The following is a 24,057-nucleotide window of genomic DNA, read 5'->3' on the forward strand; positions in this document are numbered from 1 at the left end:
AACCGTTTTACTTTTAAGTTATATAGTTACCTTTAAAGCTTTAAGTGATAATAATTTTAAATGATATGAAAACAAAAATTCACTTGCTTCTAAATATTTCTTAGCTTCAAGAGCATCTCTTCCCCATGCGGTAATACCATGATTTCTTATCAAAACAGCACCAGCATCTTTTTTAACAAACTTCGAAAATTCACTTGCTAAAGTTGGGATATCAGCATGATTATAAATGATCGGTATTGTATACTCAGCATCTTCTTCCCACAATCCATAAGCTTTAATAATTTCTTGACCTTTAAAAGTAATACTACCATCATCTCCATACAGTTCAGAAATAACATTATTGTCTACTGTATGAACATGAAGGCTGCAACCTGCATTTGTTTTTGTGAATACCTCAACATGCAAAAGTGTTTCAGCTGAAGGCTTTAAATGAGTATCATTTACAGGTTTACCTAGTGCATTAACAAGCAAAAAATCCTCATTTGTTTCTATTGTTTTGTCTTTTCCACTAGCTGTTACTAAAAAGCTGCAAGGATCATGATCTACTTTAATTGCAAGATTCCCACTAGTTCCTGGAAACCAGTCACGTTTAGCTAACACACGTTTAATATCTGCTAGCTCTTCCCATCTTGTTTGTAACAGGTTCATTCCTCAACCTCCTTTAATTGCTCTAGAATATCTATTACATCATAAAAGGTAGTAAACGGCTTATGAGGTAGATTTAGCTCTTTACATTTCTCTAATAACAAATCTCTTGCAATGACAAAATCACCGAGCTTTGCTGCTTGGAGATCAGTAATTGAATCTCCAAGCACTATTTTACTTTGTTCTTGATCCGTTAGCTTTCTGATCAATGATGGTTTACAGCAGCCACATTCATTATCACAGTTATCATCACAACTATATGGCCACTCAATTTCTATCTTTTCACCATTGAAGTTAGCTTTATTGCAATATATTACATCTTTATCAATTAAACCTTGAAGCAATGGATAAACAAAAAAATCAATACCTCCACTAACAATATAAAGAGGAATATTATTAGCTTTTGTATAATTTACAAACTCCTTAAAACCAGATCTAATTTCTGCATGGTCAATTATATATTTAATAATTTCTTCTTTTATTGATGAAGGAAGAAGATGAAACATCTTGCCCACACCTTCACGAATTGAAATTTCTTGTGAAAGCACTCCATTCTTCAAAGAGTCCCATTCTGGTGGTGCAAACTTTTTCATGATAGCAATAATATTATCAGTTTCTGTTATGGTACCATCAAAATCACAAATGATTACTTTATTCTTCATTTGTTCACCTCAGTACTACCCCAAAGATCGATGGCTATTTTTAAATCGTTACTATTTTCAGCAGCTTGTTTTAAACTGATTCCAGACAGTGTTGCATCAATAGCTGCACGGAAGGCACGCCCCCCGCCTATCGCACCATTTGGGTGACCATGAACTCCACCACCAGCATTTATAACCGAATCAACACCAAAGTCTTTAATGAGAAGTGGTACTAGTCCAGGATGAATCCCAGCAGAAGGAACTGGGAACACTTGTTTAAATTTATCTTCTACTAAGCAGTTTTCAGCGATTCCTAAAGCATCCTCTCTATTTAACGCAACACTACCATACGGTGATGGAAATAAGGAGAAATCAGCACCAGCGATTCTTAGCAACTTACCAAGTAATAATGAACTTGAAAACCCATATAAACTTGAAGCTGTTGATGCACCACTAACAGCGGGGTGTGCCATAATCGGAACTGTTATCTCAGGATCTTCAGCTAAGCTTTGTAAAACATCTAATCCATACGCAAAAACATTAAACAACAATGCATCCGCTCCAAGTTCAGATGCTCGTTTTGCTTTATCTTTCAAGTCATATGTTTTGCCAGAAAGATTCACTGCATATAAAGCTTTATGACCTGTTTCAACATAAACCTGTTTTAATACCTCTTTACCTGCAATAATACGATCTTCAAATGGTGTTAAGGGATTCTCAAAAAGAATTTCATCATCCTTTACTAAATCTACACCACCTAAGACCTGTTGTTTTAGCTGTTCTTTAAGATAATCTAAATCTCTCCCAATTACCCCTTTAAAAATACTCATTAATAAAGGTCTATCGTAAACATTTAACTTTTCACGAATCCCTTTTATTCCAAATGCTGGTCCAGGAAAAGCAGATTTTAGTGAATCAGAAAATTCCAGATCAATTAACTTCACTTCACCATCTAGTGATAATTTCCCAAAACCTGTTGTTAAAATCGCTGGTATATCATGACTATAGTTCAAGCTTGGATAAGCTATTTTAATTTTGCCCCTAGTAACATTTTTACCTAAGAATGAATTTGTTTTTTCACAGTTCTCTAGCTGACTGACTTCTAATACTTGACCTTTATGAGCCTTTAATTGTTCTTGCTCAAGTAAAGGAAGGTCAGTCCATGAACCAACTGTTAAACCTAATGCAATTCCTTCAGCTTTTTTTGCAAGATCTCCTTTAGCATCATGTACAAGATATGTAGCAATAACTTCACTCACTCTAAACCCTACCTTCTAATTACTCTATTATTTCTTTAATCTGAATTCTTCAACTTATTATATAATCTTATCATTTTTAACTCATTTCTGCAGGTATTAAAACAAAAAAAGCCTCTTCGATACTCATAGATCGAAGAGGCTTTCACTACAATTATAGTAAGCATATCTCCTTATCTATCAGCTAATGCTGCAAGAATTAGCACCGTGCTTTACTTCAAGTAAAAGTCGGTTGCCGGGCTTCAAAGGGCTAGTCCCTCCACCTGCTCTTGATAAGAACGAAACGTTCAAATTTATTTTGAAATGATTGAAATTAATTTGGATTATGACAGATCATTTTAAAACTGTCAATTAGAAAAGGATAAAAAACTCAGATCATATCAGATCACATCAATAATTGTTGTGCCTTCAAAAGTATTAAAACAAGTTTAACTCTTTTATTCGGCTCGCTGCTTCAATTAATCTTTCTTCAGATGTTAATAATCCTACTCTTACATAACCTTCTCCATATTCTCCAAATCCAATTCCTGGAGCAACTACAACATGAGCTTTTTCTAGTAAATAATCAGAAAATTCCTCAGAAGATGAAAATTGGGCTGGCACAGGAAGCCATGCAAAAAATGATCCTGAAGGTGCAGTTACATTCCACCCTATATCACGAAACGCATTTATCAAAACATTTCTCCTAGATTCATAAAGATCATTCAGATCATCAACACATGTTTGTGGACTTAATAAAGCATGTGCTGCTGCTTCTTGAACTGCACTGAACACACTCACAAACATGTGGTCTTGTAATAAATTTAATGCTTCTATAACAGATGGATTGCCTACAGCAAAGCCAATTCTCCACCCAGCCATATTATAAGACTTAGAAAAGGTATAAATTTCTATCCCATTTTCTTTTGCTCCTTTTGTTTGCAAAAAGCTAACTGGGCGTTTCCCATCAAAGCCAATCGCACCATATGCAAAATCGTGAACGATACAAATATCATTTTCTTGTGCAAAAGCTACAGTTTCTTCGAAAAACTCTTCAGTAGCTGTAGCGCCAGTTGGATTGTTTGGATAATTTAATAGCATCATTTTCGCCTGTTGTTTTACTTCATCTGACAACTTATTATAATCTGGCAAAAAGGCATTTTCACTCAATAAAGGCATTGTTTCCATTTTTGCACGTGCCAGTTCAACGCCAGACCAATAATCAGGATAACCTGGATCTGGAACAAGGACAACATCTCCTGGATTTAGTAAACATTGTGGTACTTCAACAAGTCCCGCTTTACCACCAAATAGAATACACACTTCTTTAGCTGGATCAATTTCTACCCCATACTCTCTTTTGTAAAACGTTGAGACCGCTTCTTTCAAGAATGCTTGTCCGCGGAATGGTGAATATTTGTGATATACCGGATTGGCTACAGCCTCTTGCATTGCTTTAACAATATGTTCCGGTGTTGGTTGGTCAGGATTTCCTTGCCCTAAATTTATAACATCATGACCTTGGTCAACTATTTTTGTTACTTTCTCAACAAGACTTGCAAAAAATTGCTTTGGTAATGTATTTAATAAATGTGATTGTTCAAATACTTTCATTTTCATTTTCTACCCTTCTCAAAAAATTCTTGAAATTCTAGTCACAAATCATATATTGTTAGTATCAACTTGTAAAGAAAAAATTTCAATATTAAAAGGTGTGAAATATTATGAATCCTGTTATTACATGTATTCAGCTTGATATAAAATATGGTGATCCAACAGTTAACTACAAACAAGTCGAAGAAAAAATTACATCTGCTATCAAAAGTGAAAAATCTACCATTATAGTGTTACCAGAACTATGGACAACTGGCTATGATTTAACAAGATTAGATGAAATCGCTGATGAGGATGGAAAAGATACAATAACATTTCTAAGTCAACTGGCAAAAAAATACAATATACATATTGTAGGGGGCTCTGTTGCAAACAAACATAAAAATGGAGTAAGCAATACAATGTACATTATTAATAACAAAGGAGAATTCATTACTGAATATAGCAAACTTCACTTATTCAAATTAATGGATGAACATCATCATCTTATAGGTGGTACAGAAAAAGGACTCTTTGAACTGGACGGAATGAAATGTGCTGGATTCATTTGCTATGATATCCGTTTCCCTGAATGGATCAGAGCTCATACCTCTTTGGGTGCTGAGGTTCTGTTTGTTGTTGCAGAATGGCCACTTCCAAGACTTAATCATTGGAAAGCTCTACTACTTAGCAGAGCAATAGAAAACCAATGCTATGTTGTGGCTTGTAACAGAGCTGGTTCTGACCCGAATAATGTTTTCGCTGGACATTCTATGATTATTGATCCATGGGGAACTATTTTAGCTGAGGCAAATGAAGATCCTGGCGTGATTACTGCCAAAATTGACGTTGATAAGGTCAAACAAGTTCGTAGTCAAATTCCTATTTTTGATGATCGTTTACCAGAATACTATTAAATTTTTCCTTATACTATTGACAAATGCTTTTCAATATTGGTATTATCCTAATCAGACATTATTGTTTTCTAATTATCACAAATGTTCTGAAATAAACGAAATTACAATTAATATACTAATCTCTTATCAAGAGTTGGCAGAGGGAATTGGCCCGATGACGCCGCAGCAACCGACCGTAAGACCTCATATTAAAGGTCTAAGTGGATTTTCCTAAAAAGGGCACGGTGCTAATTCCATCAGAAAGAAAATACTTTCTGACAGATGAGAGGTGCGAAGTTATGACTTCAAGCCTCTTTCATTGTCGAAAGAGGCTTTTCTTATTTTTAGCTATGTTAAACATAGACTATATCTTAAGAAAAGCCTCCACAAACTAATTATTGGAGGGTTTATCTATGTGTGCAGCAAACAAACAATCATCTAACTATAAGCCATTAACAGAAAGCGATGCTATTACATTAGCAAAACGTCTGAATTTATTTGAAAATGATAGTCAATTAACATGTTACGAAATTGGTGACGGAAACCTAAATTTAGTATTCAAAGTAACAAATACTGAGAATGGTGAAAGTATCATTATTAAACAAGCTCTTCCTTATGCAAAGGTTGTTGGAGAAAGTTGGCCATTAACTTTAGATCGGTCGCGTATTGAAACAAATGCACTTATTAAACAAGCAGAATTTGTTCCACAGTATGTACCTAAAGTCTATTATTCTGATGAATCGCTTGCGATTACAATTATGGAAGACCTTTCCCATTTACAGATAGCTAGAGCTGCTCTAATGAATGACGAAGATTTACCACTTCTCTCTAATCATATTGGAGAATTTTTAGCGAAAACATTGTTTTATACATCAGATTACGGACTTAATCAGCACTATAAAAAAGAACTAGTAAAGCAATTTATCAATCCTGATCTATGTAAAATTACAGAAGATCTTGTGTTCACAGATCCGTTTTTCGATCACGAAACAAATGATTTTGAACAAGAATTACAAAAGGATGTTGAACGTATTTGGAATGACCAAGTATTAAAGCTTGAGGTAGCAAAATTAAAACAAATTTTCCTTACAAAGGCTGAGGCACTAGTCCATGGAGATTTACATACTGGCAGCATTTTTGCAGACGAAAAAGAGACGAAAGTAATTGACCCTGAATTCGCCTACTTCGGTCCGATTGGCTTTGATGTTGGGCAAGTGTTCGCTAATCTTCTTTTAAATGCAATTTCTCGTGAACCCAAGAAACAGAATATCCTCTTTACTCATATTGAAACAACTTGGACTGTTTTTGTAGAAGAGTTTACAAAAGCATGGAAAAATGACGCTATTGAAGTGTTTAGTCAGGTTGATGGATACTTAGAGTATGTTTTATCTGAAATATTTGAAGAAGCAGTTGGATTTGCTGGCTGTGAAATCATACGCCGTACAATTGGATTAGCACATGTTGCTGATTTAGATAAAATTGAGCCAGCTAACAAAAGAATTTCAATAAAACAACTTGCGTTAAAATTAGGAAGTGAGCTTGTAAAGAATAGGAAATCAGTAACAAACCCTAAAGACTTTAAAGAATATACAATTCAAACAGCTCTTAGCTCTTTATAAAGCTAAAAGAGGGAAATCTTAATTCTGATTTTCCTCAAACGATTATTAGTTAATTAAAAATATTGCACTGATCAAAATTTTAAAGGAGTACAATTCATCATGACTAAAACGAACTATTCTATTCCACAATCCGTGATCTGGAAGGAAGATCATATTTCTTTATTAGATCAACAAAAAATACCACAAGTTACTGAGTATCTTGAATTACGTACGATTGAAGATGTTTGGGAAGCCATTCAATCTCTTAAAGTAAGAGGAGCACCCGCAATTGGAATTACGGCATCATTTGGCCTTGCTTTAGCAGCTCTTCAGGACAAGTCAGAATCAATTGAACAATTTCTTAGCAATTTAAGTAAAACCAGTGACTACCTAGCAAGTTCAAGACCTACTGCTGTAAATTTAGTATGGGCATTAGATCGTTTAACAAGTTGCCTAGCAAACATCAAGTCGATTAACGAAGCGAAAACAAAAATTGTTCATGAAGCCATTCAAATACAAATTGAAGATGAAGAGGTTTGTAGATTAATTGGTGAACATGCATTAACTGTTTTTAACAGTGGAGATAGAGTTATGACAATATGTAATGCTGGTTCAATCGCTACGGCAAAATACGGCACTGCTTTAGCACCTTTCTACTTGGCAAAGGAAAGAAACATAGATATTAGTGTTTATGCTTGTGAAACCCGTCCGGTTTTACAAGGTGCTCGTTTAACAACATGGGAGTTAATGCAAGCTGATGTTGATGTTACGTTAATCACTGATAGCATGGCGGCACATACGATAAAATCTAAAAATATCACCTCAATCATTGTTGGTGCAGACCGAATTGCTGCGAATGGTGATACAGCAAATAAAATTGGCACTTTTAATTTAGCACTTTTAGCAAAAACATTTAATATTCCTTTTTATGTTGCCGCACCTTTATCAACATTTGACACATCAATCGAAGATGGAAATTTAATTCCAATTGAAGAACGTCACTCTGAAGAAATTACTACATTAAATGGTATAAGGATCGCTCCAGAAGGAGTAAAAGTCTTTAATCCTGCTTTTGATGTTACCCCAAGTGAATTAATTGCAGGTATTATCACTGAAAAGGGAATTATATCAGGTGATTATAAGGAAGAGATTAAAAAACTATTTCACTCTTAAAATTAGAATTCACTTCATGAAAACCAAAATAAAAAAGACGGTAAACTTATTTATGAGTTTGCCGCCTTTTTATACCCTCACTTTTTCTTACAAAGTAAACTGTTCTTTTCTTCTTCAGATATAATTTGAAGCTTTGTTAATAATGAAGCAAAAAAATATATTTGTGTTGGACGCTTTTGATAAAACATATAACTTGCCCCTTTCTTTCCCTTATGCAACTTTTTTATCTTATTCTAATAATATGTTGCAAGGTAAAAAAAGTGACAAGGCTTATTGTCATTTAAACAGCAAATGACGATTAGAAAAATAAAGCTTTGACATATTTAAGCTATTTTCTCTATGGATTTCAATCGATTATTTTTCAAATGTTATGCTTTCTAAAGTCAATAACTCCGCTTTTATATCATTTTTATTTCCAGCATAACCAGTTAACTTCTTATTCTTACCAATTACACGATGACACGGAATAAAAATTGGAAGCTTATTTGCTTTATTTGCTTGTCCAATTGCTCGAACAGCACGGGCTTGACCAATTTTGGTTGCTATATCTTGATAACTACATGACTCTCCATAAGGAATATTCTGTAATTCCCTCCAGACCTTTCGCTGAAAATCAGTTCCATTTATTTCAAAATCAAGCTCAAAATATTTTCTTCCTTCATGAAAATATTCATGTAGTTGATTTTTGGCTTCGATTAAAACATCAAATTCATTATGTTCTTTAACATCATGATCTGTACGATAGGCATCGAAATGTTCAACTTCGAGGAATAAATGAGTAATATTTTTAGGACTAGACACAATTGTTAGTCTTCCAATTGGAGAATAATAATAACTGAAATAGTTCATCGTTTGCCCTCTTCTTTAGTTGTCTTTTCATTTTACTATTTTTGATTAATAGGTAATGTCATATGAAAGGTTGTTCCTTTTCCTTCTTCACTTTCAACTTGAACATTCCCTCTATGCTCTTCAATAATCTTATAGCTTACCATTAATCCGAGACCAGTTCCACGTTCTTTTGTTGTATAAAATGGTTGACCCAAACGTTTAATTTTATCTTCAGATATTCCAGTTCCTCTATCTTTAATCGAAACGACTAAATGCTTCTCATCTCTTTGCTTAATACAAACATCAATTTGCCCGCCATTTTGCATAACTTCTATTGCATTTTTCAACACATTTATAAATACTTGTTTGAGCTGATTTGGTTCACAATAAATAGATGGGATATCTCCTTCTATCGAAAGTTTAATTTGTACATTCTCAAGAATAGCTTGAGCATTTAACAAATCGATCGTTTCTTTCATAATAGTACAAATGTTTTTTTGTAAGTACTTTATCGCTTGTGGTCTAGCTAATATTAAGAATTCAGTAATGATGGATTCTATACGGCTTAATTCAGATGTGATTACATTAAAGTACATAGAAAAATCTTCTTGAACACTACCTTCTAAAAGTTGGATAAAACCTTTTAAGGCTGTCATTGGATTCCTAATTTCATGCGCAATTCCAGCTGCTAGCTCTCCAACAACATTTAATGTATCTGATTTTCGAAGCTGCTCCTCTAATTCTCTTTTTTCTGTAACATCACGAAAAACAGCTAAATTCATATTTTCATTGATATTGTATTTTAATGAAAATTCCAGAGTCTTTTCTTCTCCGTTTACATGTCTATACGTAATTTCTTGCGTTTTTTCTTCCCAATAATTCGAATGATCATTGGCTAATTCACCTTCTGGTAGATTTGTAAAAAATAAGCTACAGAGGTTAACTGAGATCATGTCTTCAACAGCTAAATTAAGGATTCTTCTAGCATTAGAATTTGCTTCTATCACATCAAAAGAATGGTTAAATAAAACAATTCCTTCCATTGCACCATCAAATATTTTTCTGAACTTCTGCTCACTTTCCCGCAGAATCTTATCCATTTTCTTTCGTTCACTCACATTTCGGAAAATTGTTAAATGGTGCCCATCCATAATATTCATTTTTGAAGTAAATTCTAATTCTTTATTTTCACCATTTGGCATGTGGAATAGGAGTTCTTCTCTTATAGCACCTGTTTCAAAATATTGTTCCTTTACTTTTTTAAAGCTTTCTGAGTCTTGATCAACAAAATCTAAGACATTCGTCGTTACAAGCTCATCCTCGCTCAATTCGAAGGTTCTACTAGCTGCTTGATTTACCTTTAAAATCTCACCCTTTTTATTCCATATCATTATGGCATCAATAGCATTCTCAAAAATTTCTCTAAATCGTTCTTCACTTTTGTATAGCTTCATTTCCATCGATCTTTTTTCTGTTATATCCCTCATTATGGCCATATAATATCCATTTAAAATATTCGATGTTGTTGTAAATTCAAAAATTTTCTTGTGTCCATTTTTCAACAAAACGGGAAGCTCACCCTTCGCTTTTCCACTTTCCTTTAACATACTCCAAAGTTTATCAAGCTTAATGAGTTCTTTTCTATCAATAAAGTCTCTTAGAATATAAGTATTTAAATGCGCTATGTTTATTTCAAAACTTGCACAAAACGATCCATTGGCATCAATGAATTTGCCTTCTTCATCAAATATGACAATTCCATCTACTGCTCTGTGAAATAAATCCTTAAAAAGTTGTTCATTTATCGTACGTTCTCTTTCTAGATTTTTTTTAAAAGAGATATCTTTTATTATAGCAAGATCATATTTATCTATTGCTTGCTTACGAAGGCTTATCTCTAGAAACTTAACTTGACCATTATCTAAATACACAACAATTTCTTTTGACTTTAACTCCTCACCATTATTGCTCGTAAACAATTGGTTAACTTCATCTTTCGGAACTAAAGAAAGAAAGTCAAATAAGCTTCTTTTACAAAGCTCTTTTTTAGGTAATTGAAACAAATGATATGCAGCAGCATTTCCATTAATGAAGTTCAGATCTTGATCAAAAATAACCACTGCATCCAAAGCATTTTCAATTATCGTTTCATGTTGTAAAAGCTTGGATTTTAGAATGTCATTTTCCTGCATTAGCATTGACATTTGTTTCCTCAATGTAACAACTTCGTTTTCCTCAATTGCTTGCCTCAAGCTTTTTCACCCCTAATTACAACATCTTTCTATATTCTTATATAATTCTTATTCTACATGTTCATTCATTGTCCTTCACCTATCTACAAATTGATAGAAAATAGTCTCTTTTTCCCTTATATTTTCGCTATAAATTAATTCATTTACCTACATATTTACTATAAATCATTACGAATTATCTCACCTTTTGTCAAAAGTCCTTATTAGACTGTTTACTTGTTTGAAATATGTAGGGATGGTTTCTTTACAATAGATTTACAGTTTAATAACAGCCCCCTAAAATACCAAAACAAATAACGAAATGTAGTTTAGAAGGAAACCTTTATGGGAAGAAAATATTAATTTTTAAAAAAATAACTTCTAGAGATAGGTGATATTATGGAAAGTCGTATGAATTACTTTGATAATGCTAAATTTTTATTAATATTTTTAGTTGTATTCGGTCATGTTATCCAACCCTTTATCGGCAACAATGTTCACATCATGAATCTATATAAATTTATTTATACATTTCACATGCCAGCATTCATATTAATATCTGGATATTTTGCTAAAGGCTTTAAAAGAAAAGGATATCTGATCACGATTTCAAAAAAGCTCATTTTACCGTATCTTATTTTCCAAGTGATTTACTCCTTGTACTATGTTCTTATTGAAAAGAGCGCAACGATGACAATGAACCCATTAGAGCCTAATTGGTCTCTATGGTTCTTAATTAGCTTATTTTTTTGGAATTTAACTTTATATTTTTTCACTAAATTTCGACCTATATATGTTATTATTTCAGCATTTACATTAGGAATAATTGTTGGCTATGAAGATGCTATAAATAATTTTTTAAGCTTATCTAGAACCTTTGTTTTTTTACCACTTTTCTTAATAGGATTTTATCTAAAACTTGAGCATTTCAAAGCAATTACGAAACCACAAATAAGAATTTTCGCTTTGATCTTATTAACATTAATTTTTAATCTCTATTATCATGTCAATTTTAACTATGAATGGTTATTCGGCTCAAAATCTTATTCCCATTTTGAAACTACATCCCTATTAAGTGCTTTATCTAGAGTCATTTTCTATAGCGCATCACTTGTTACCACTATATGTTTTTTATCTCTTGTTCCAAGAAAACGTGCTTTTTTCACTAAATGGGGAACAAGAACACTTTATGTTTACCTTTTACATGGATTCATTATTCAATTTATGAGATATAGTGAGATCGTAAAATGGTTGGAGCCTTATCAAAGCGTAATACTATTTACCATTTTATCTTTTTTAATAACAATAATACTCTCAACAAAAGTAGTTATAGAGATTACCAAACCGTTAATTGATTTAAACTTTTCACATTTCCCATATGTTTTAAGACGATCTTCACTAGAAAGATAATGTTAAAAAAAGGATAAACCTTTCACCAGCTATTTAATGGAAAAACCTCCACTTAACGTAAGTTCGTTTTTGAACTGAACTATGATACAATAAGAAATTGATTATACCTTAAAAATATGTTAAAAGTGGTGTTTAACAATATGAAAACTGTTCTATCAACATTAAATGCAAAATACATTCACACTAGCCTTTCAATTCGATATTTAAAAGCCTATGCTGCCCCAGATTATGAGGTAGAGCTAGCTGAATATACAATAAAAGATCCCGCAATGAACATTGTGACAGATTTGCATACAAAAAAACCAGATATACTTGGTTTCAGTTGTTATATTTGGAATATCGAAGAAACAATTAAAATAATTAAGATGATGAAAAAGATTAACCCATCCTTAGTCATTGTTTTAGGTGGACCTGAGGTTACTTATGATACTAGAGAGTGGATGGAATCGATCTCTGAAGTAGACTTTATTATTATTGGTGAAGGTGAACAATCTTTCAAACAATTATTAGATGAATTAAATGGCGAACGAAATTTTTCAGCTGTTAGTGGAATTGCCTATCGAGAAAATGGAACGGTCCATATTAAGCCTCAGCGAAATAAAATCGATTTAAAAGAACTTCCTTCTCCATTTCGTTTTGAGGAAGATTTATCCCATCTCGCTAAGCGTGTAACATATATTGAAACAAGTCGTGGATGTCCATTTAGTTGTCAATTTTGTTTATCTTCTATTGAAGTAGGTGTTCGATATTTCGATAGAGAAAAAGTTAAAGATGATATCCGTTTTTTAATGAATAACGGAGCAAAAATAATAAAATTTGTCGATCGTACTTTTAATATAAGTCGTAGCTATGCAATGGAGATGTTCCAGTTTTTAATTGATGAGCATAAACCAGGAACTGTATTTCAATTTGAAATTACTGCAGATATTATGAGACCTGAAGTTATTCAGTTCTTGAATGACAATGCACCAAAAGGTTTATTCCGTTTTGAAATTGGCGTACAATCAACAAATGACGCTACAAACGAACTTGTGATGCGAAAACAGAATTTTAATAAGCTAACACGAACTGTAACAATGGTTAAAGAAGGACAAAAAATTGATCAGCATCTTGATTTAATCGCAGGTTTACCAGAAGAAGATTATCACTCATTTAAGAAAACATTTAATGATGTATTTGCATTACGTCCAGAGGAACTTCAGCTTGGCTTCTTAAAAATGCTAAGAGGAACCGGGCTACGCCTTCGAGCAGAGGATCATGGTTATGTGTATATGGACCATTCACCTTATGAAATTTTACGTAACAATGTTTTATCATTTGAAGATATGATCAAAATCAAACAGGTAGAAGATGTTCTAGAGAAGTACTGGAATGATCACCGAATGGATGAAACAATTGAGTATTTAGTTTCGAACGTATTTGATTCTCCATTTGAATTTTTCCAACAATTTGGGACATTTTGGGATGAAAAAGGTTGGACAAGAATTGGTCATCAATTAGAAGATCTCTATAAACACCTTTATGACTTCTTAAATAACTCAAAAAGTGATGATATAGAGATAGTAAGTGGCTTTATGAAGTATGATTACTTAAGAAATCAAAAGTATAAACCTCGTAAACCATGGTGGACAGATGCTTTGTCTAAACAAGAACGAAGTGAGATTTATCGTTCAATATTAGATAACCCTCTGCTATTAGGTGAAGAATTTGCAAGTAAGAAGTTTACTGAAAAAGATTTGTTTAAACATACTGTTATTGAATCTCTACCGTTTAATATTAATCATTATCTTAAAACAGGGAAAATCATTGAAGAAAATTCATTTATTCTTGTTCATTATGATTCAATTCAAACAAAGACAATCGTTTATTATGGTTTAACAAAGGATATTAATTCTAAAGTAAGTTAACCCTTATACTATTATGGGGCTGAGACATAATTGAAGAAGTCATACAAAAAGACGAATGAATTTGAAACCAGATAAGCTTAAAGAAACAAGTTCGTTCCATTGCGCTGCAGACACTCGCTTTCCACGGGGAGGAAGCTGAGCCTCCTCTATTCCCGTAGGTGCCCTAGTGTCTTCCGCTCCATTCCACTAGTTCTTTAAAATAGTATGCATAGTCAAATAAAATATTGATGACGACATATAAAAACCCGAACTATTAGGCGAATGATTAATTGAAATATCACCTAATAATTCGGGTTTTCCATTAACTTAATTATTTATGTCCCAGCCTCTATTTATCTTTTTTTTGTTCCTTTTCTTTTTTTTCTGCAATTGTTTCATAAATCTTTGCAGCATTTGTATCACCAAGCTCTTGACCAAATTCCTCTTGAAGCAAGTCTATATCAGTTGGCTTTTTATGGTTTTGCATATTTCTACTTTTCATCGTCTTCTTCGTCATTACTTCCCCTGCTTCCCTTGTTTAGAATTACGATTTGCACCCTTCATTGGATCTTGATCATCATTTATTTCAGCAATTTCTGCATCAGGTAAACTTTCAGTAGGCGTAAAATTGTTTTTTAGAGCTTGATTTCTAGCAGCTTTTCTTTTCACACTTTTTCACCTCTAATTTTGTATTGTAAGATTGTACATATATACGTTTTCCTAAAATACTACTTACTATCATAGGTATAATAAGGAAAGCTTAGTCTTCTTTCTGTTCATATGCTATTAAGACAATTTCCTCACCGGTCTCTTCACGAAGCTTTGATTCCATTTGCATTAAAACATTTAATTGTGTATCAGTTAAATGAGCTACTGGAAATTCTGATTGCTTTTCCATATTTTCACCTCACTTCTTTCTTACTTTCTCTTTTTCGCATTTTAATTATGAGTGGGAAAGTAAAGAAAAAAATAATAAGGGTGATAAAAGGAAGAAACGAAATTGAAGGAACAATCTATAAGAAATAAACTTAATACTAGTGAATAAATTGGTAATGTTTAAAACCATTTTTCTTACACGATGAACATTAACTTTCTCTACTTGCTTATAACCCAGGAAATAGTATTAGAAAAAGACCAGCGCAAGTTCGCTAGTCTTTTACTTTATTGAGTAAGATTTTCTTTAAAAACTTGCTTTACTTTTGGCACTACATAATGGCTCCCGCCTCTTGTCTTTACATCTTCAATCATCATAGCAATCAAGAGCTCGGGATTATCATAATCTATTGCTACAAACCATCCATTTTCTTTGCCTTGTTCATCATTCTTAGAGGTTTTTAGTTCAGCAGTGCCAGTTTTCCCTGCAAGATTTTGATTCTCAACATTAGGTTTATACGCGGTCCCATTCGGGTCATTAACAACTTGTTTAAGATCATTAAGAATTGTTTGTGCATGCTCTACACTTACCGCATTTTCCTTCCATACACTCTCTTTTTCACCTTCAACGATTTCTAAAGAAGGATTAATAATATTGCCACCATTAACAAATGCTGTATAGGTAGTAGCTAAGTGTAAAGGACTCATTTGTAGCTCCCCTTGCCCATAGCCCGTATCTGCCAGCAAAGTCTCATTATTCAATCCACTGCTAGAAATTGAGGATTTGCTAACAGGGTATGCATATTCTAGTTCTTCCTCAAATCCAAAGCTCCTAAGACCATTATTTAGCTTTTCTGGTCCAATCTCTAAGGCTAGCTGTGCAAAATAAATATTATCAGAATAAATTAACGCAGTTTGTAAATTCACATTACTAACTTTTTCAGATACTCTCGATATATAATAATTTCCCCAACTGTTGTCTTTTTGCCATGTTTTCCCGTTAATTATTTTATTATCACTTGGTTTTATTATTTCATTATTCAATCCAATTGTTGCCGTTATCGGTTTTATGACAGAACCAGGAGAATAGGTTTTATTAAATCGAGCCATTAAGGGCTTATTTGGATTATTAGAAAGATTGTTGTACTGTTCACTCGATAATCCGTATATAAATTCGTTAGGATTATAGGATGGACTGCTTACAAGTGCTAATGTTTCACCTGTTTTTGGATGTAAAGCAACTGCAGTACCAGAATCACCTTTTAATTGATTATATAAATCAGTTTGAATTTCCCTATCAATCGTTACCTTTATCGTTTCACCTTCAACAGCCGGTTTTTCTGCAATGATTTTTTCTGTTCCATCAACAAAAATCTTATAGCCTGTTTGTCCTTTCAATTTTTCTTCATATATTTGCTCAAGACCAGCTTTCCCTATTTTTGATTGATCACTATAACCTTTATCCTTAAACTCCTTTAGCTCTTCTGCAGTGATACTACCAATATAGCCTGTAAGATGAGCAGCAGCCTCTCCTAGAGGATAAGAACGTGCTTCAACATCTCTCTTATGGATAGAAGGAAGTTCAACAAGCTTTTGAAGAAGCTCTGAGTTTTCAGGGTCTATACTTTTAATTGGCACAAATAAATCTGGCTTCACCCATGATTGATTTAACTCAGCTTCGATATCTGAAACACTAACACCAAGTAAAGAAGACACCTCTGATAATACTTCCTCACGTTTTTCAGGAAGATCCCCCGGCACAATCCCGATATTATGTGCAACTCCATTTATAGCTAAAGGATTATCATTTTTATCGAAGATTTGCCCCCGGGTAGGAGCTATACTGCTAACTTTAACCTTTTCATCTCCTTCAAGCTCAGGAAAAATCATTGCGGGTTGCCAAGAAATAAACCAATTTTCTTCATTCTCAGTTTTCTCCTTCTTTATAGTCACTTCTTGTTCAAAAGATACATTACCTGCAATTGTTTCCATTGAAAGGGAGTACGGATATACAACTTCTATTTCCTCATCATTTTTTTCATCATTATTAGGTTTATTATATTCCACCTGTAAGTTACTAACTGAAACACCTTCATATATATCTTTATATCTATTTATGTAATCTTCTTTAGATATATTTTCTTTACTACTAACGGTTAACATATCATACATTTCTGAAAACTTTTGATTGTTCCATAATGAAATGTACTCAGAAAAACGATCACTCGCAGTCGGTTTTTCAGAACAACCACCTAACACAAATACTATGAAAATGAACATTAATCCAGATAATTTTTTCATGATCAACCCTCCTCATCACATATTGTACCAAAAAAAGGAACTTAGTTCAGTTCTGAACAAAAATAAAAATGAGCTAAGCCGTTTTAGCCTAACCCATTTTATTTTACCCGATAATGACACGTTCCTTAGGATAGTGAAAATTATCTTTTCTTTCCTTTGTTCCTAATAAATATAGAAAAGTTAATATACCAATACGTCCAATGAACATTAAAATCATAATGACAACTTTGCCTACTGATGTTAACTCTGAAGTAATGCCCATTGATAATCCTGTTGTACCAAAAGCTGAACAAACCTCAAATAATATTGATATAAATGAAAATGATTCTGTAATGGTTAATATAACAATAGCCGAGAAACAAATTAATACAGCAAACATTGTCACAACAACAGATTTCCTTAAATCTTCCTCAAGTAACTCACGTCTAAAGATTTTTATTGATTTATGACCTCTTGCAAAATGATAAAGAAATAGTAAATTTAAAGCAAAAGTAGTTGTTCGAATGCCTCCTCCTACAGAACTTGGTGAAGCACCTATAAACATCAATGCACACATGATTAAAAGCGTTGTCTCCGTATATAAACTTATATCCATTGTTGCTAATCCACCACTTCTAGTAGCAGTAGATTGGAATAATGAAAAAAATAAAATTTCATGCCATTCTTTATCTTTAAAGAAATAAGAGTATTCAAGGCTCGCAATGGCAATTGTTCCAAAAATGATAAGAGCAAAAAAAGTAATCGAGGTTATTTTAGTAAATAAACTAAATCGATATCTTTTTTCTTTTTTAAATAAAAAATCCTTTACTTCAATTAAAACAGGAAATCCTATAGCTCCTAGAATAATTAAAATCATCACGATAAACTGAATAAAATAATCATTGGCAAAAGGAATAAGAGATTGACCTGTTATATCAAATCCTCCATTAGTTGTAGCACTTATCGAAGTGAAAAAACCCTGTAGATAGGCTTCTTGCCATGTATTATAATATTTTAAGAAATATGTTCCTAATATTATTCCACCAATTAGTTCGATGATTAAAATTAATACAATAATTTGACGAATCAAATTAACAATTCCAGATAAGTTTGTTTGATTTTGATCGGTCATAATTAATTGTCTTTCCTTCAAACCAATCTTTTTCCCCATTATTAACCATACAAATGTTCCTAGGGTCATAATTCCTATACCACCAAATTGCAGAACGAACGCTAAAATAAAGATGCCTGTTACACTAAATGTATCTGCAGTTGACATAACCGTCAGACCTGTAACACTTACGGCACTTACTGCAGTAAAAAGTCGATCTATAAAAGTAATATCAACTCCAGGCTTATGAGCAACAGGTAGGCTAAGTAAGCTAACTGAAACTGTTACTGCTAAAAAATAATATGAAACGATTAATTGCACAGGTGTTAATGCTTGTAATCTTAGTTTCCAATTAGTCATTTGTTCATTCATTCCAATCTAACATCACTTTCTGTCTGTTTACGTAGGTCCATCACTAACATTTATCTTTATCTATAACACTTATGTAAAACCATCTGTGAGGTTACTATGACTCAAAAATCTTAAAAACATCCATTCATTTTAACAAATAAATCAAATAGTAACATTATTTTTTTTCATTTAATATTTGGCTTTGCTTTTTAGAGTCTCACATATTACCGTCAAAAAGCAGGTGTGCTAAAAATTAATTTAAAACTTTTTCATAGCTTATTTTTTTAGAATTAAGGTATAACTAATAATATAACAAATAAAAAGTAAGGGATGACTTGAGTCATCCCTTACTTTTTATTTTGCTTCTAAACGACTAATTCGATCATCTAAATCTGGATGTGTAGAGAATAATGACATTCCTTTTTTACTATTAATTTTCATAGTAGATAGTGCTGTATCATCATCTCTTACTCGTTGTGAATATTGTTTTAAAGAACGTAGAGCATGAATCATTTTATCTTTACCTGCTAAATCAGCTCCACCTCTATCGGCATGAAATTCTCGATATCTTGAGAATGCAAATACAACTAAACTTCCCAAGATAGAGAAAACGATTTGAAAGATAATTACTGCAACAAAATGAACAATAGGAGCTAAATCTTCTCGTACAAATCTTGATACTGCCCAAGCTGCAATACGAGCAAAAAATACAACAAATGTATTTACGATACCTTGTAACAATGTCATTGTTACCATATCACCATTTGCGATATGAGCTACCTCATGGGCAAGAACACCTTCAATTGCATCATCATCCATTTCTTGTAATAAACCTGTTGAAACAGCAACTAGTGAGCGACGCTTTGAAGGACCTGTTGCAAAGGCATTGACTTCAGATGATTGATAAATCCCAACTTGAGGCATTTTTGTTAAACCAGCTGCTCGTGACAGACGGTGCACTCTTTCTACCAAATCCTTTTCCATTGCTGAAAGAGATTTAGAAGGATCTAACACCTTTACTTTCATCATCATTTTCGCCATCCAACGTGAAATAGCTAAAGAAACAAAAGACCCAGTGAAACCAACTACAGCACTAAATATCAATAAATTTACTAAATCGAGATTACCATTTACTGTTTGATATGGTGAAACATTTAGGATTGAGAGCACAATACCTATTGTCGTAATAACTAAAATATTTGATAGAAGAAATAAAAATATTCTCTTGGCCATACGTACCTCCATATTTCAAGTTCTCTTGAACTTGTATTATAATATAAATTATAGAAACATTTTAAGAAAAGATCAAGAAATATAAATTTTGAGAGAAGCTTTTTATAACTCTTTTCTTATATATTGTTTTTAATTGACACAAAATTCTCGGAATCAGTGTTCGAAATGCCTAAATGGTGTGTTCAGAGAAGCAAGAAATTGTCATGAACTTTATAAAATGGAGTTCTAATAGAGCTATAGACAACTACATAAAATATAAATTTCAAAAGAATTTTATACTTTAAGTAACTTTATGGAAACAGTATTATATAAAATCTAGTGACTTCTTTCAAAAAACAATAATATTGATATTAGTTTTTTGAATGAGTAAAGTAGAAAAGTGCCTGTTAAAAGAAAATTACATAAGAACATAAGGGGTGTCTGTCAAAATGACAATCCAATTAACGCGATTACAAATGTCAAAATTATTATACTCACTAAAAGGAGATTCAAATCACTCTCCTTATTCTATAATAGAAAAAGCTATTAATATAGCGTCAAAAACTCAATATGATGTACCAAATTTTATTATAAAACTCAATAAGAAACGATCTAATGTAGAATTAGGTTTATCAACAAATGAGATCGTTTCTTTAGCAAATTTATGTGAGTTGACTGCTTTAAAGTCAACATCTATACAAAACTGGGTTAAACGTGATGTAAAGGAACTAATAGGTTCACCTGAACTTGGAAAGAAGTACTCTATAGACCAAGCTGCAATGTTGCTTATCGTAAAAGATTTAAAACAATCCTTTGAATTTGAAAAGATTCGTAAGGTATTAACCGTTGTTTTTAATACATTATCTGATAGAAGTGATGACTTAATAAGTCCTATTGCATTCTATGAGTTATACGCTAAAATATTATCATCACTTGATGTTTTACCATCTTTAATTATTGGCAATGATCAAAAACTGAAGCATTTTATCACTAAAAAAATTGATGCTCTACCAAAGCCTTTACCAGAATTATCAATAAAACAGTGGGAAACAATTAAAAACGTCTTAGTTATTGCCGTTCTATCTGTTTTATCATCCCATATGCAGACACTTGCGCAGATCCATTTATCCGAGCACTTATAAGGACATATGTATGCATACTGTTCTCTAAACATTTCCAGTATAGAATATGTCTGTTATTGATAACTTATATGTAAGGCTGTAGGATAAAATCAGCTTTAATTATTAAATTAAAGGAGTGTCTTATTATGAGTAGAAGCAGCAATAAATTACTTGTTCCAGGGATTGAACAAGCACTGGATCAAATTAAATATGAAATCGCACAGGAATTTGGTGTTAATTTAGGTTCAGATACAGTATCACGTGCAAATGGTTCGGTTGGTGGAGAAATCACTAAACGTTTGGTAGCTCAAGCACAATCACAACTAAATGGCGGTAAAACAGAATAAAAGAAAAGTCTGATCAGTTTTGATCAGACTTCTTTAGTCATCTTCTTTATCATGTTTGTCATTATCATATTCATCTCTATCTCTTTCGTCGTTATCGTCATCATCGTTGTCATCATCTTGTTTATGATGATTTCTTTCGTTATTTCTCATATCTTTTTTATTTTCTCTTTTTTCATTCCTTTGTCTCTCTCTATCCGCTTTTCTCTCTGCTTTTTCATTTTTTCTAACTTCTTTACTTTTGTCTATATGTTCTTCTTTTACTTCATTCCACTTTTCAGGTTTCGAATTTTCTTTTATTTTATTTTGTGTTTCTTTAAGTCTTTCTTTTGTTTCGTTCTTCCATTCAGAATTATTATTAACTTTTGGTTGAACTGGTACCGGGGTATTATCAATCTCTTTTTGAGTACTTGTTGTTTCTTCCTGGTGATTACTCTTTGGCTTAACAAAGTCTTCTTTTTTATCTTCAACTTCTTTATCGTTAGTTAATTCTAAATACTTACCAGTTGATATCCCTTGTTTTTTAGCTTTTTCCCTAGTTTCAGAATCAGTCTCAATCGTTTTAACGATCATTTCATCATCTTCCATAGAATGACGAATTTGCTCTATATTGTCTGTTAGTTTTTCTTCTATCTTTTTATCTTCTTGATTAACAACAGTTGCAATAAGGATTTCTTTACCTGGATACACATAGCCCTCAGATTTCGACTGAGTTACAATCGTGTTAACAACTTCTACAAAAGATTTCCCTTCCCAATTAGGGAGCTCTATCATTAGCTTTTCAGCTTCTTCATTAATTGGATCTAAAGAAAGTACTTTTAATTTCTGATCTATTTTAACTTCAAAACTAGGGTTTATATCAATTGACATGTAGGCATATGCTTTATTTTGATTTAAACCTGGTAAAAAACTAAAAATAAACACCATGATTGCTAAAAAGGATAAAGCACCTACTCGTGTTCTTTTTAAACTTAAAGCAGATAAAACTCTATTTTTCAATAATTTTGATTCTCTAGTAGCAGCTTCCTCAAGCTTATCAACTAAAGGAAAAAAAGTAATTTCTTCACCTATCTCATACATACCCTTTTCATTATTTGCTTTTAAAAATTGCCCTTCCGGGGTAAGCAATGTAATAAAGTCATCATTTCTATCTACGACGACCCCTCTTTTCATGAATCTATCACCTCTTTAACATAATCTTTTAAATAGACAAAATCCCCTGATAGAATGATAGCCATGGCAATGATGTATTTTCTGTTTCTCTCGATCGTTTTTCGGCTAACTTGAACTTTTCCTTCTAGATGCTTAACAGGTAATTGTTTTTTATGAAATAGAAAATTTCTCAATTCTTCATCTTCAACCAATTTCCTAGCCACTAATAAAGCATTTTGCCTTGCATCATAATGTTTAGGAGATTGTTCAACAATTTCATTAAATGTTAATTTAAATTCTTTTAAACGGTGTTGAAAATACCCTATCTCTTCCTTACGATGTTCTTGTTCAATCTTTTTCCTATAGTCATCTGTTGATAAATCTGATTCTACTTTACTTTGAGAAGTTTCATTTTCCTCATTTTCATTTAGATCTAAGTGAACGGTATATGGTTGACGTGCTTCTTTGCGAATATAGTCTATAACTTTACGTTTAATCACAAGTTCTGCAAAAGCTAATAAGGAACTTCCTTTATCTGTTGAGTACTTTTCTATTGCATCATTAAAAGCAATTAATCCGATACTAAATTCATCGTCATTTTCACTTATATATCGTTTACAAACTGATGATACAGCCTTAGCAACAAATGGTTTGTACTGATCAATTAATTCATTCTGTAATTCACGATCACCTTTTTGAATTAATAAAACTGTTTCTTCTAATGTATGTTTCTTCTTACCTAGTCTAAACAAAAGGCTAAGCATCTTAGTTTCACCTCTGTTTCCCCTATATTACTTTGTCTATCATAGCTAAATCATATAGGGATCGCAAAGGAAGATATATGAAAATTTCTTTCTATTATTTCTAGAAATAATACAAGTGTTACAAAACATATGTCTAAAGTCCTAAGAGTGAAGCAATTTACCAATCCGTAACATTTTACAGTTTCTGATGTAAGATGATTGTAAATGAGAAGGAAATTACAAGAAAAATAAGCACCCCTCTTTCTAATTTTTCATTTACACTATATAGTTTCGCTGTACTTAATATAGGTAAGGGTGTTGATTTGAAATTCTTTTTAAAAATCTCCATATGAGTATATAGAACTAAAAATTGTTACAAAAATGACATTAAATAGTTTTCTTTCTATCCATTTTTTGCTGTGTTAAGGATTATCTTTCCTTGAGCACTTAAAATAATTGATACAAAACCATCTAATGTTAGGTAGGCCATAAAAGTAAATATGAAGTCATATCAAAGGCTTGAGTCTCATTAGAACTTCTATAAGTAATCATTAAAAATACATATCGATTTTTAGTTTTAGTTAATCATAGACAATATATAAAAATGGAACTTACTTGAATCCCACGTTATCTACTTTAGGGATCACATAAACACAAAAAAAAGGAAGTGGAGCCCATCTTTCTCCACTCCACTTCCCTTACTTTATAGAACTGCTTGAGATTACTATTTTTTA

21 protein-coding genes and 2 riboswitches are annotated in these 24,057 nt (G+C 32.4%); of the genes, 7 read left to right on the forward strand and 14 right to left on the reverse strand.

Annotation, left to right across the window (positions count from 1 at the left end; all coding sequences use genetic code 11):
• Positions 1–18: 18 nt before the first annotated feature.
• The 4 genes from FS935_RS07865 to FS935_RS07880 form a co-directional block, all read right to left on the reverse strand.
• Entirely contained in the window at positions 19–648 is a 630-nt protein-coding gene (locus FS935_RS07865; protein ID WP_146947276.1) for a methylthioribulose 1-phosphate dehydratase, read from the reverse strand.
• Positions 645–1,307 (reverse strand): 2-hydroxy-3-keto-5-methylthiopentenyl-1-phosphate phosphatase, encoded by a 663-nt coding sequence (locus FS935_RS07870; RefSeq protein WP_146947278.1) that lies wholly within the window; start codon positions 1,305–1,307, stop codon positions 645–647. The genes FS935_RS07865 and FS935_RS07870 overlap by 4 nt, the downstream gene beginning before the upstream one ends.
• Positions 1,304–2,545: a 2,3-diketo-5-methylthiopentyl-1-phosphate enolase gene (mtnW, locus tag FS935_RS07875; protein WP_146947280.1), complete on the reverse strand. Its 1,242-nt coding sequence runs from the start codon at positions 2,543–2,545 to the stop codon at positions 1,304–1,306. Before mtnW ends, FS935_RS07870 begins: the two co-directional genes overlap by 4 nt.
• Before the next feature lie 167 nt (positions 2,546–2,712).
• Positions 2,713–2,821: riboswitch (SAM riboswitch) on the reverse strand.
• A gap of 138 nt (positions 2,822–2,959) precedes the next feature.
• Entirely contained in the window at positions 2,960–4,135 is a 1,176-nt protein-coding gene (locus FS935_RS07880) for a pyridoxal phosphate-dependent aminotransferase (RefSeq protein WP_146947468.1), read from the reverse strand.
• 110 nt (positions 4,136–4,245) lie between these two features.
• Here FS935_RS07880 and FS935_RS07885 point away from each other — a divergent pair, with 110 nt between their 5' ends.
• The 3 genes from FS935_RS07885 (at position 4,246) to mtnA (ending at position 7,781) form a co-directional block, all read left to right on the forward strand.
• Positions 4,246–5,031: a carbon-nitrogen family hydrolase gene (locus FS935_RS07885; RefSeq protein ID WP_146947282.1), complete on the forward strand. Its 786-nt coding sequence runs from the start codon at positions 4,246–4,248 to the stop codon at positions 5,029–5,031.
• Positions 5,032–5,151: 120 nt separating this feature from the next.
• Positions 5,152–5,299: riboswitch (SAM riboswitch) on the forward strand.
• 124 nt (positions 5,300–5,423) lie between these two features.
• Positions 5,424–6,629 (forward strand): S-methyl-5-thioribose kinase, encoded by a 1,206-nt coding sequence (gene mtnK, locus FS935_RS07890; protein WP_146947284.1) that lies wholly within the window; start codon positions 5,424–5,426, stop codon positions 6,627–6,629.
• 99 nt (positions 6,630–6,728) lie between these two features.
• Positions 6,729–7,781: an S-methyl-5-thioribose-1-phosphate isomerase gene (mtnA, locus tag FS935_RS07895; protein ID WP_146947286.1), complete on the forward strand. Its 1,053-nt coding sequence runs from the start codon at positions 6,729–6,731 to the stop codon at positions 7,779–7,781.
• A gap of 354 nt (positions 7,782–8,135) precedes the next feature.
• Here mtnA and FS935_RS07900 read toward each other — a convergent pair whose 3' ends face one another.
• Positions 8,136–8,630 carry a methylated-DNA--[protein]-cysteine S-methyltransferase gene (locus tag FS935_RS07900; RefSeq protein ID WP_146947288.1) on the reverse strand — a complete coding sequence of 165 codons (495 nt, stop codon included), beginning with the start codon at positions 8,628–8,630 and terminating at the stop codon, positions 8,136–8,138.
• 35 nt (positions 8,631–8,665) lie between these two features.
• Complete coding sequence (locus FS935_RS07905; protein ID WP_439116626.1) at positions 8,666–10,861, reverse strand: PAS domain-containing sensor histidine kinase; 2,196 nt, start codon at positions 10,859–10,861, stop codon at positions 8,666–8,668.
• A 375-nt stretch (positions 10,862–11,236) separates the two neighbouring features.
• Here FS935_RS07905 and FS935_RS07910 point away from each other — a divergent pair, with 375 nt between their 5' ends.
• Both FS935_RS07910 and FS935_RS07915 read left to right on the forward strand, forming a co-directional pair.
• On the forward strand, positions 11,237–12,250 hold the full coding sequence (locus FS935_RS07910) for an acyltransferase family protein (RefSeq protein WP_146947290.1): 1,014 nt from the start codon (positions 11,237–11,239) through the stop codon (positions 12,248–12,250).
• A gap of 140 nt (positions 12,251–12,390) precedes the next feature.
• Positions 12,391–14,157 (forward strand): B12-binding domain-containing radical SAM protein, encoded by a 1,767-nt coding sequence (locus FS935_RS07915; protein WP_146947292.1) that lies wholly within the window; start codon positions 12,391–12,393, stop codon positions 14,155–14,157.
• A gap of 328 nt (positions 14,158–14,485) precedes the next feature.
• Here FS935_RS07915 and ykzE read toward each other — a convergent pair whose 3' ends face one another.
• From ykzE to htpX, 6 genes are all read right to left on the reverse strand, one after another.
• Positions 14,486–14,653 carry a protein YkzE gene (ykzE, locus tag FS935_RS23620; RefSeq protein ID WP_168714473.1) on the reverse strand — a complete coding sequence of 56 codons (168 nt, stop codon included), beginning with the start codon at positions 14,651–14,653 and terminating at the stop codon, positions 14,486–14,488.
• On the reverse strand, positions 14,653–14,805 hold the full coding sequence (gene ykzP, locus FS935_RS23625) for a protein YkzP (RefSeq protein WP_168714474.1): 153 nt from the start codon (positions 14,803–14,805) through the stop codon (positions 14,653–14,655). Before ykzP ends, ykzE begins: the two co-directional genes overlap by 1 nt.
• A gap of 91 nt (positions 14,806–14,896) precedes the next feature.
• The gene (locus FS935_RS23630; protein WP_168714475.1) at positions 14,897–15,034 is read right to left on the reverse strand and encodes a hypothetical protein; all 138 of its coding nucleotides are present in this window, start codon (positions 15,032–15,034) and stop codon (positions 14,897–14,899) included.
• 263 nt (positions 15,035–15,297) lie between these two features.
• Positions 15,298–17,310, reverse strand: coding sequence for a penicillin-binding transpeptidase domain-containing protein (locus FS935_RS07920; protein ID WP_146947294.1), 2,013 nt, complete (start codon positions 17,308–17,310; stop codon positions 15,298–15,300).
• Positions 17,311–17,413: 103 nt separating this feature from the next.
• Positions 17,414–18,760: a TrkH family potassium uptake protein gene (locus FS935_RS07925; protein ID WP_146947472.1), complete on the reverse strand. Its 1,347-nt coding sequence runs from the start codon at positions 18,758–18,760 to the stop codon at positions 17,414–17,416.
• 345 nt (positions 18,761–19,105) lie between these two features.
• Positions 19,106–19,984, reverse strand: coding sequence for a protease HtpX (gene htpX / locus FS935_RS07930; protein ID WP_146947296.1), 879 nt, complete (start codon positions 19,982–19,984; stop codon positions 19,106–19,108).
• A 428-nt stretch (positions 19,985–20,412) separates the two neighbouring features.
• On the opposite strand from htpX, the gene FS935_RS07935 reads away from it, so the two are divergent.
• Positions 20,413–21,105: a DUF1836 domain-containing protein gene (locus FS935_RS07935; protein WP_146947298.1), complete on the forward strand. Its 693-nt coding sequence runs from the start codon at positions 20,413–20,415 to the stop codon at positions 21,103–21,105.
• Positions 21,106–21,230: 125 nt separating this feature from the next.
• Positions 21,231–21,431 (forward strand): alpha/beta-type small acid-soluble spore protein, encoded by a 201-nt coding sequence (locus FS935_RS07940; RefSeq protein ID WP_146947300.1) that lies wholly within the window; start codon positions 21,231–21,233, stop codon positions 21,429–21,431.
• A 33-nt stretch (positions 21,432–21,464) separates the two neighbouring features.
• Here the strand turns inward: FS935_RS07940 and FS935_RS07945 are convergent, their stop codons facing one another.
• On the reverse strand, positions 21,465–22,601 hold the full coding sequence (locus FS935_RS07945) for an anti-sigma factor domain-containing protein (protein WP_146947302.1): 1,137 nt from the start codon (positions 22,599–22,601) through the stop codon (positions 21,465–21,467).
• Positions 22,598–23,344, reverse strand: a complete 747-nt coding sequence (gene sigI / locus FS935_RS07950) for an RNA polymerase sigma factor SigI (protein ID WP_146947304.1) — start codon at positions 23,342–23,344, stop codon at positions 22,598–22,600. The genes FS935_RS07945 and sigI overlap by 4 nt, the downstream gene beginning before the upstream one ends.
• Between the last annotated feature and the right edge of the window lie 713 nt (positions 23,345–24,057).

This window comes from Metabacillus litoralis (genome assembly GCF_007994985.1).
In the GTDB taxonomy this organism is placed as follows: domain Bacteria; phylum Bacillota; class Bacilli; order Bacillales; family Bacillaceae; genus Metabacillus; species Metabacillus litoralis.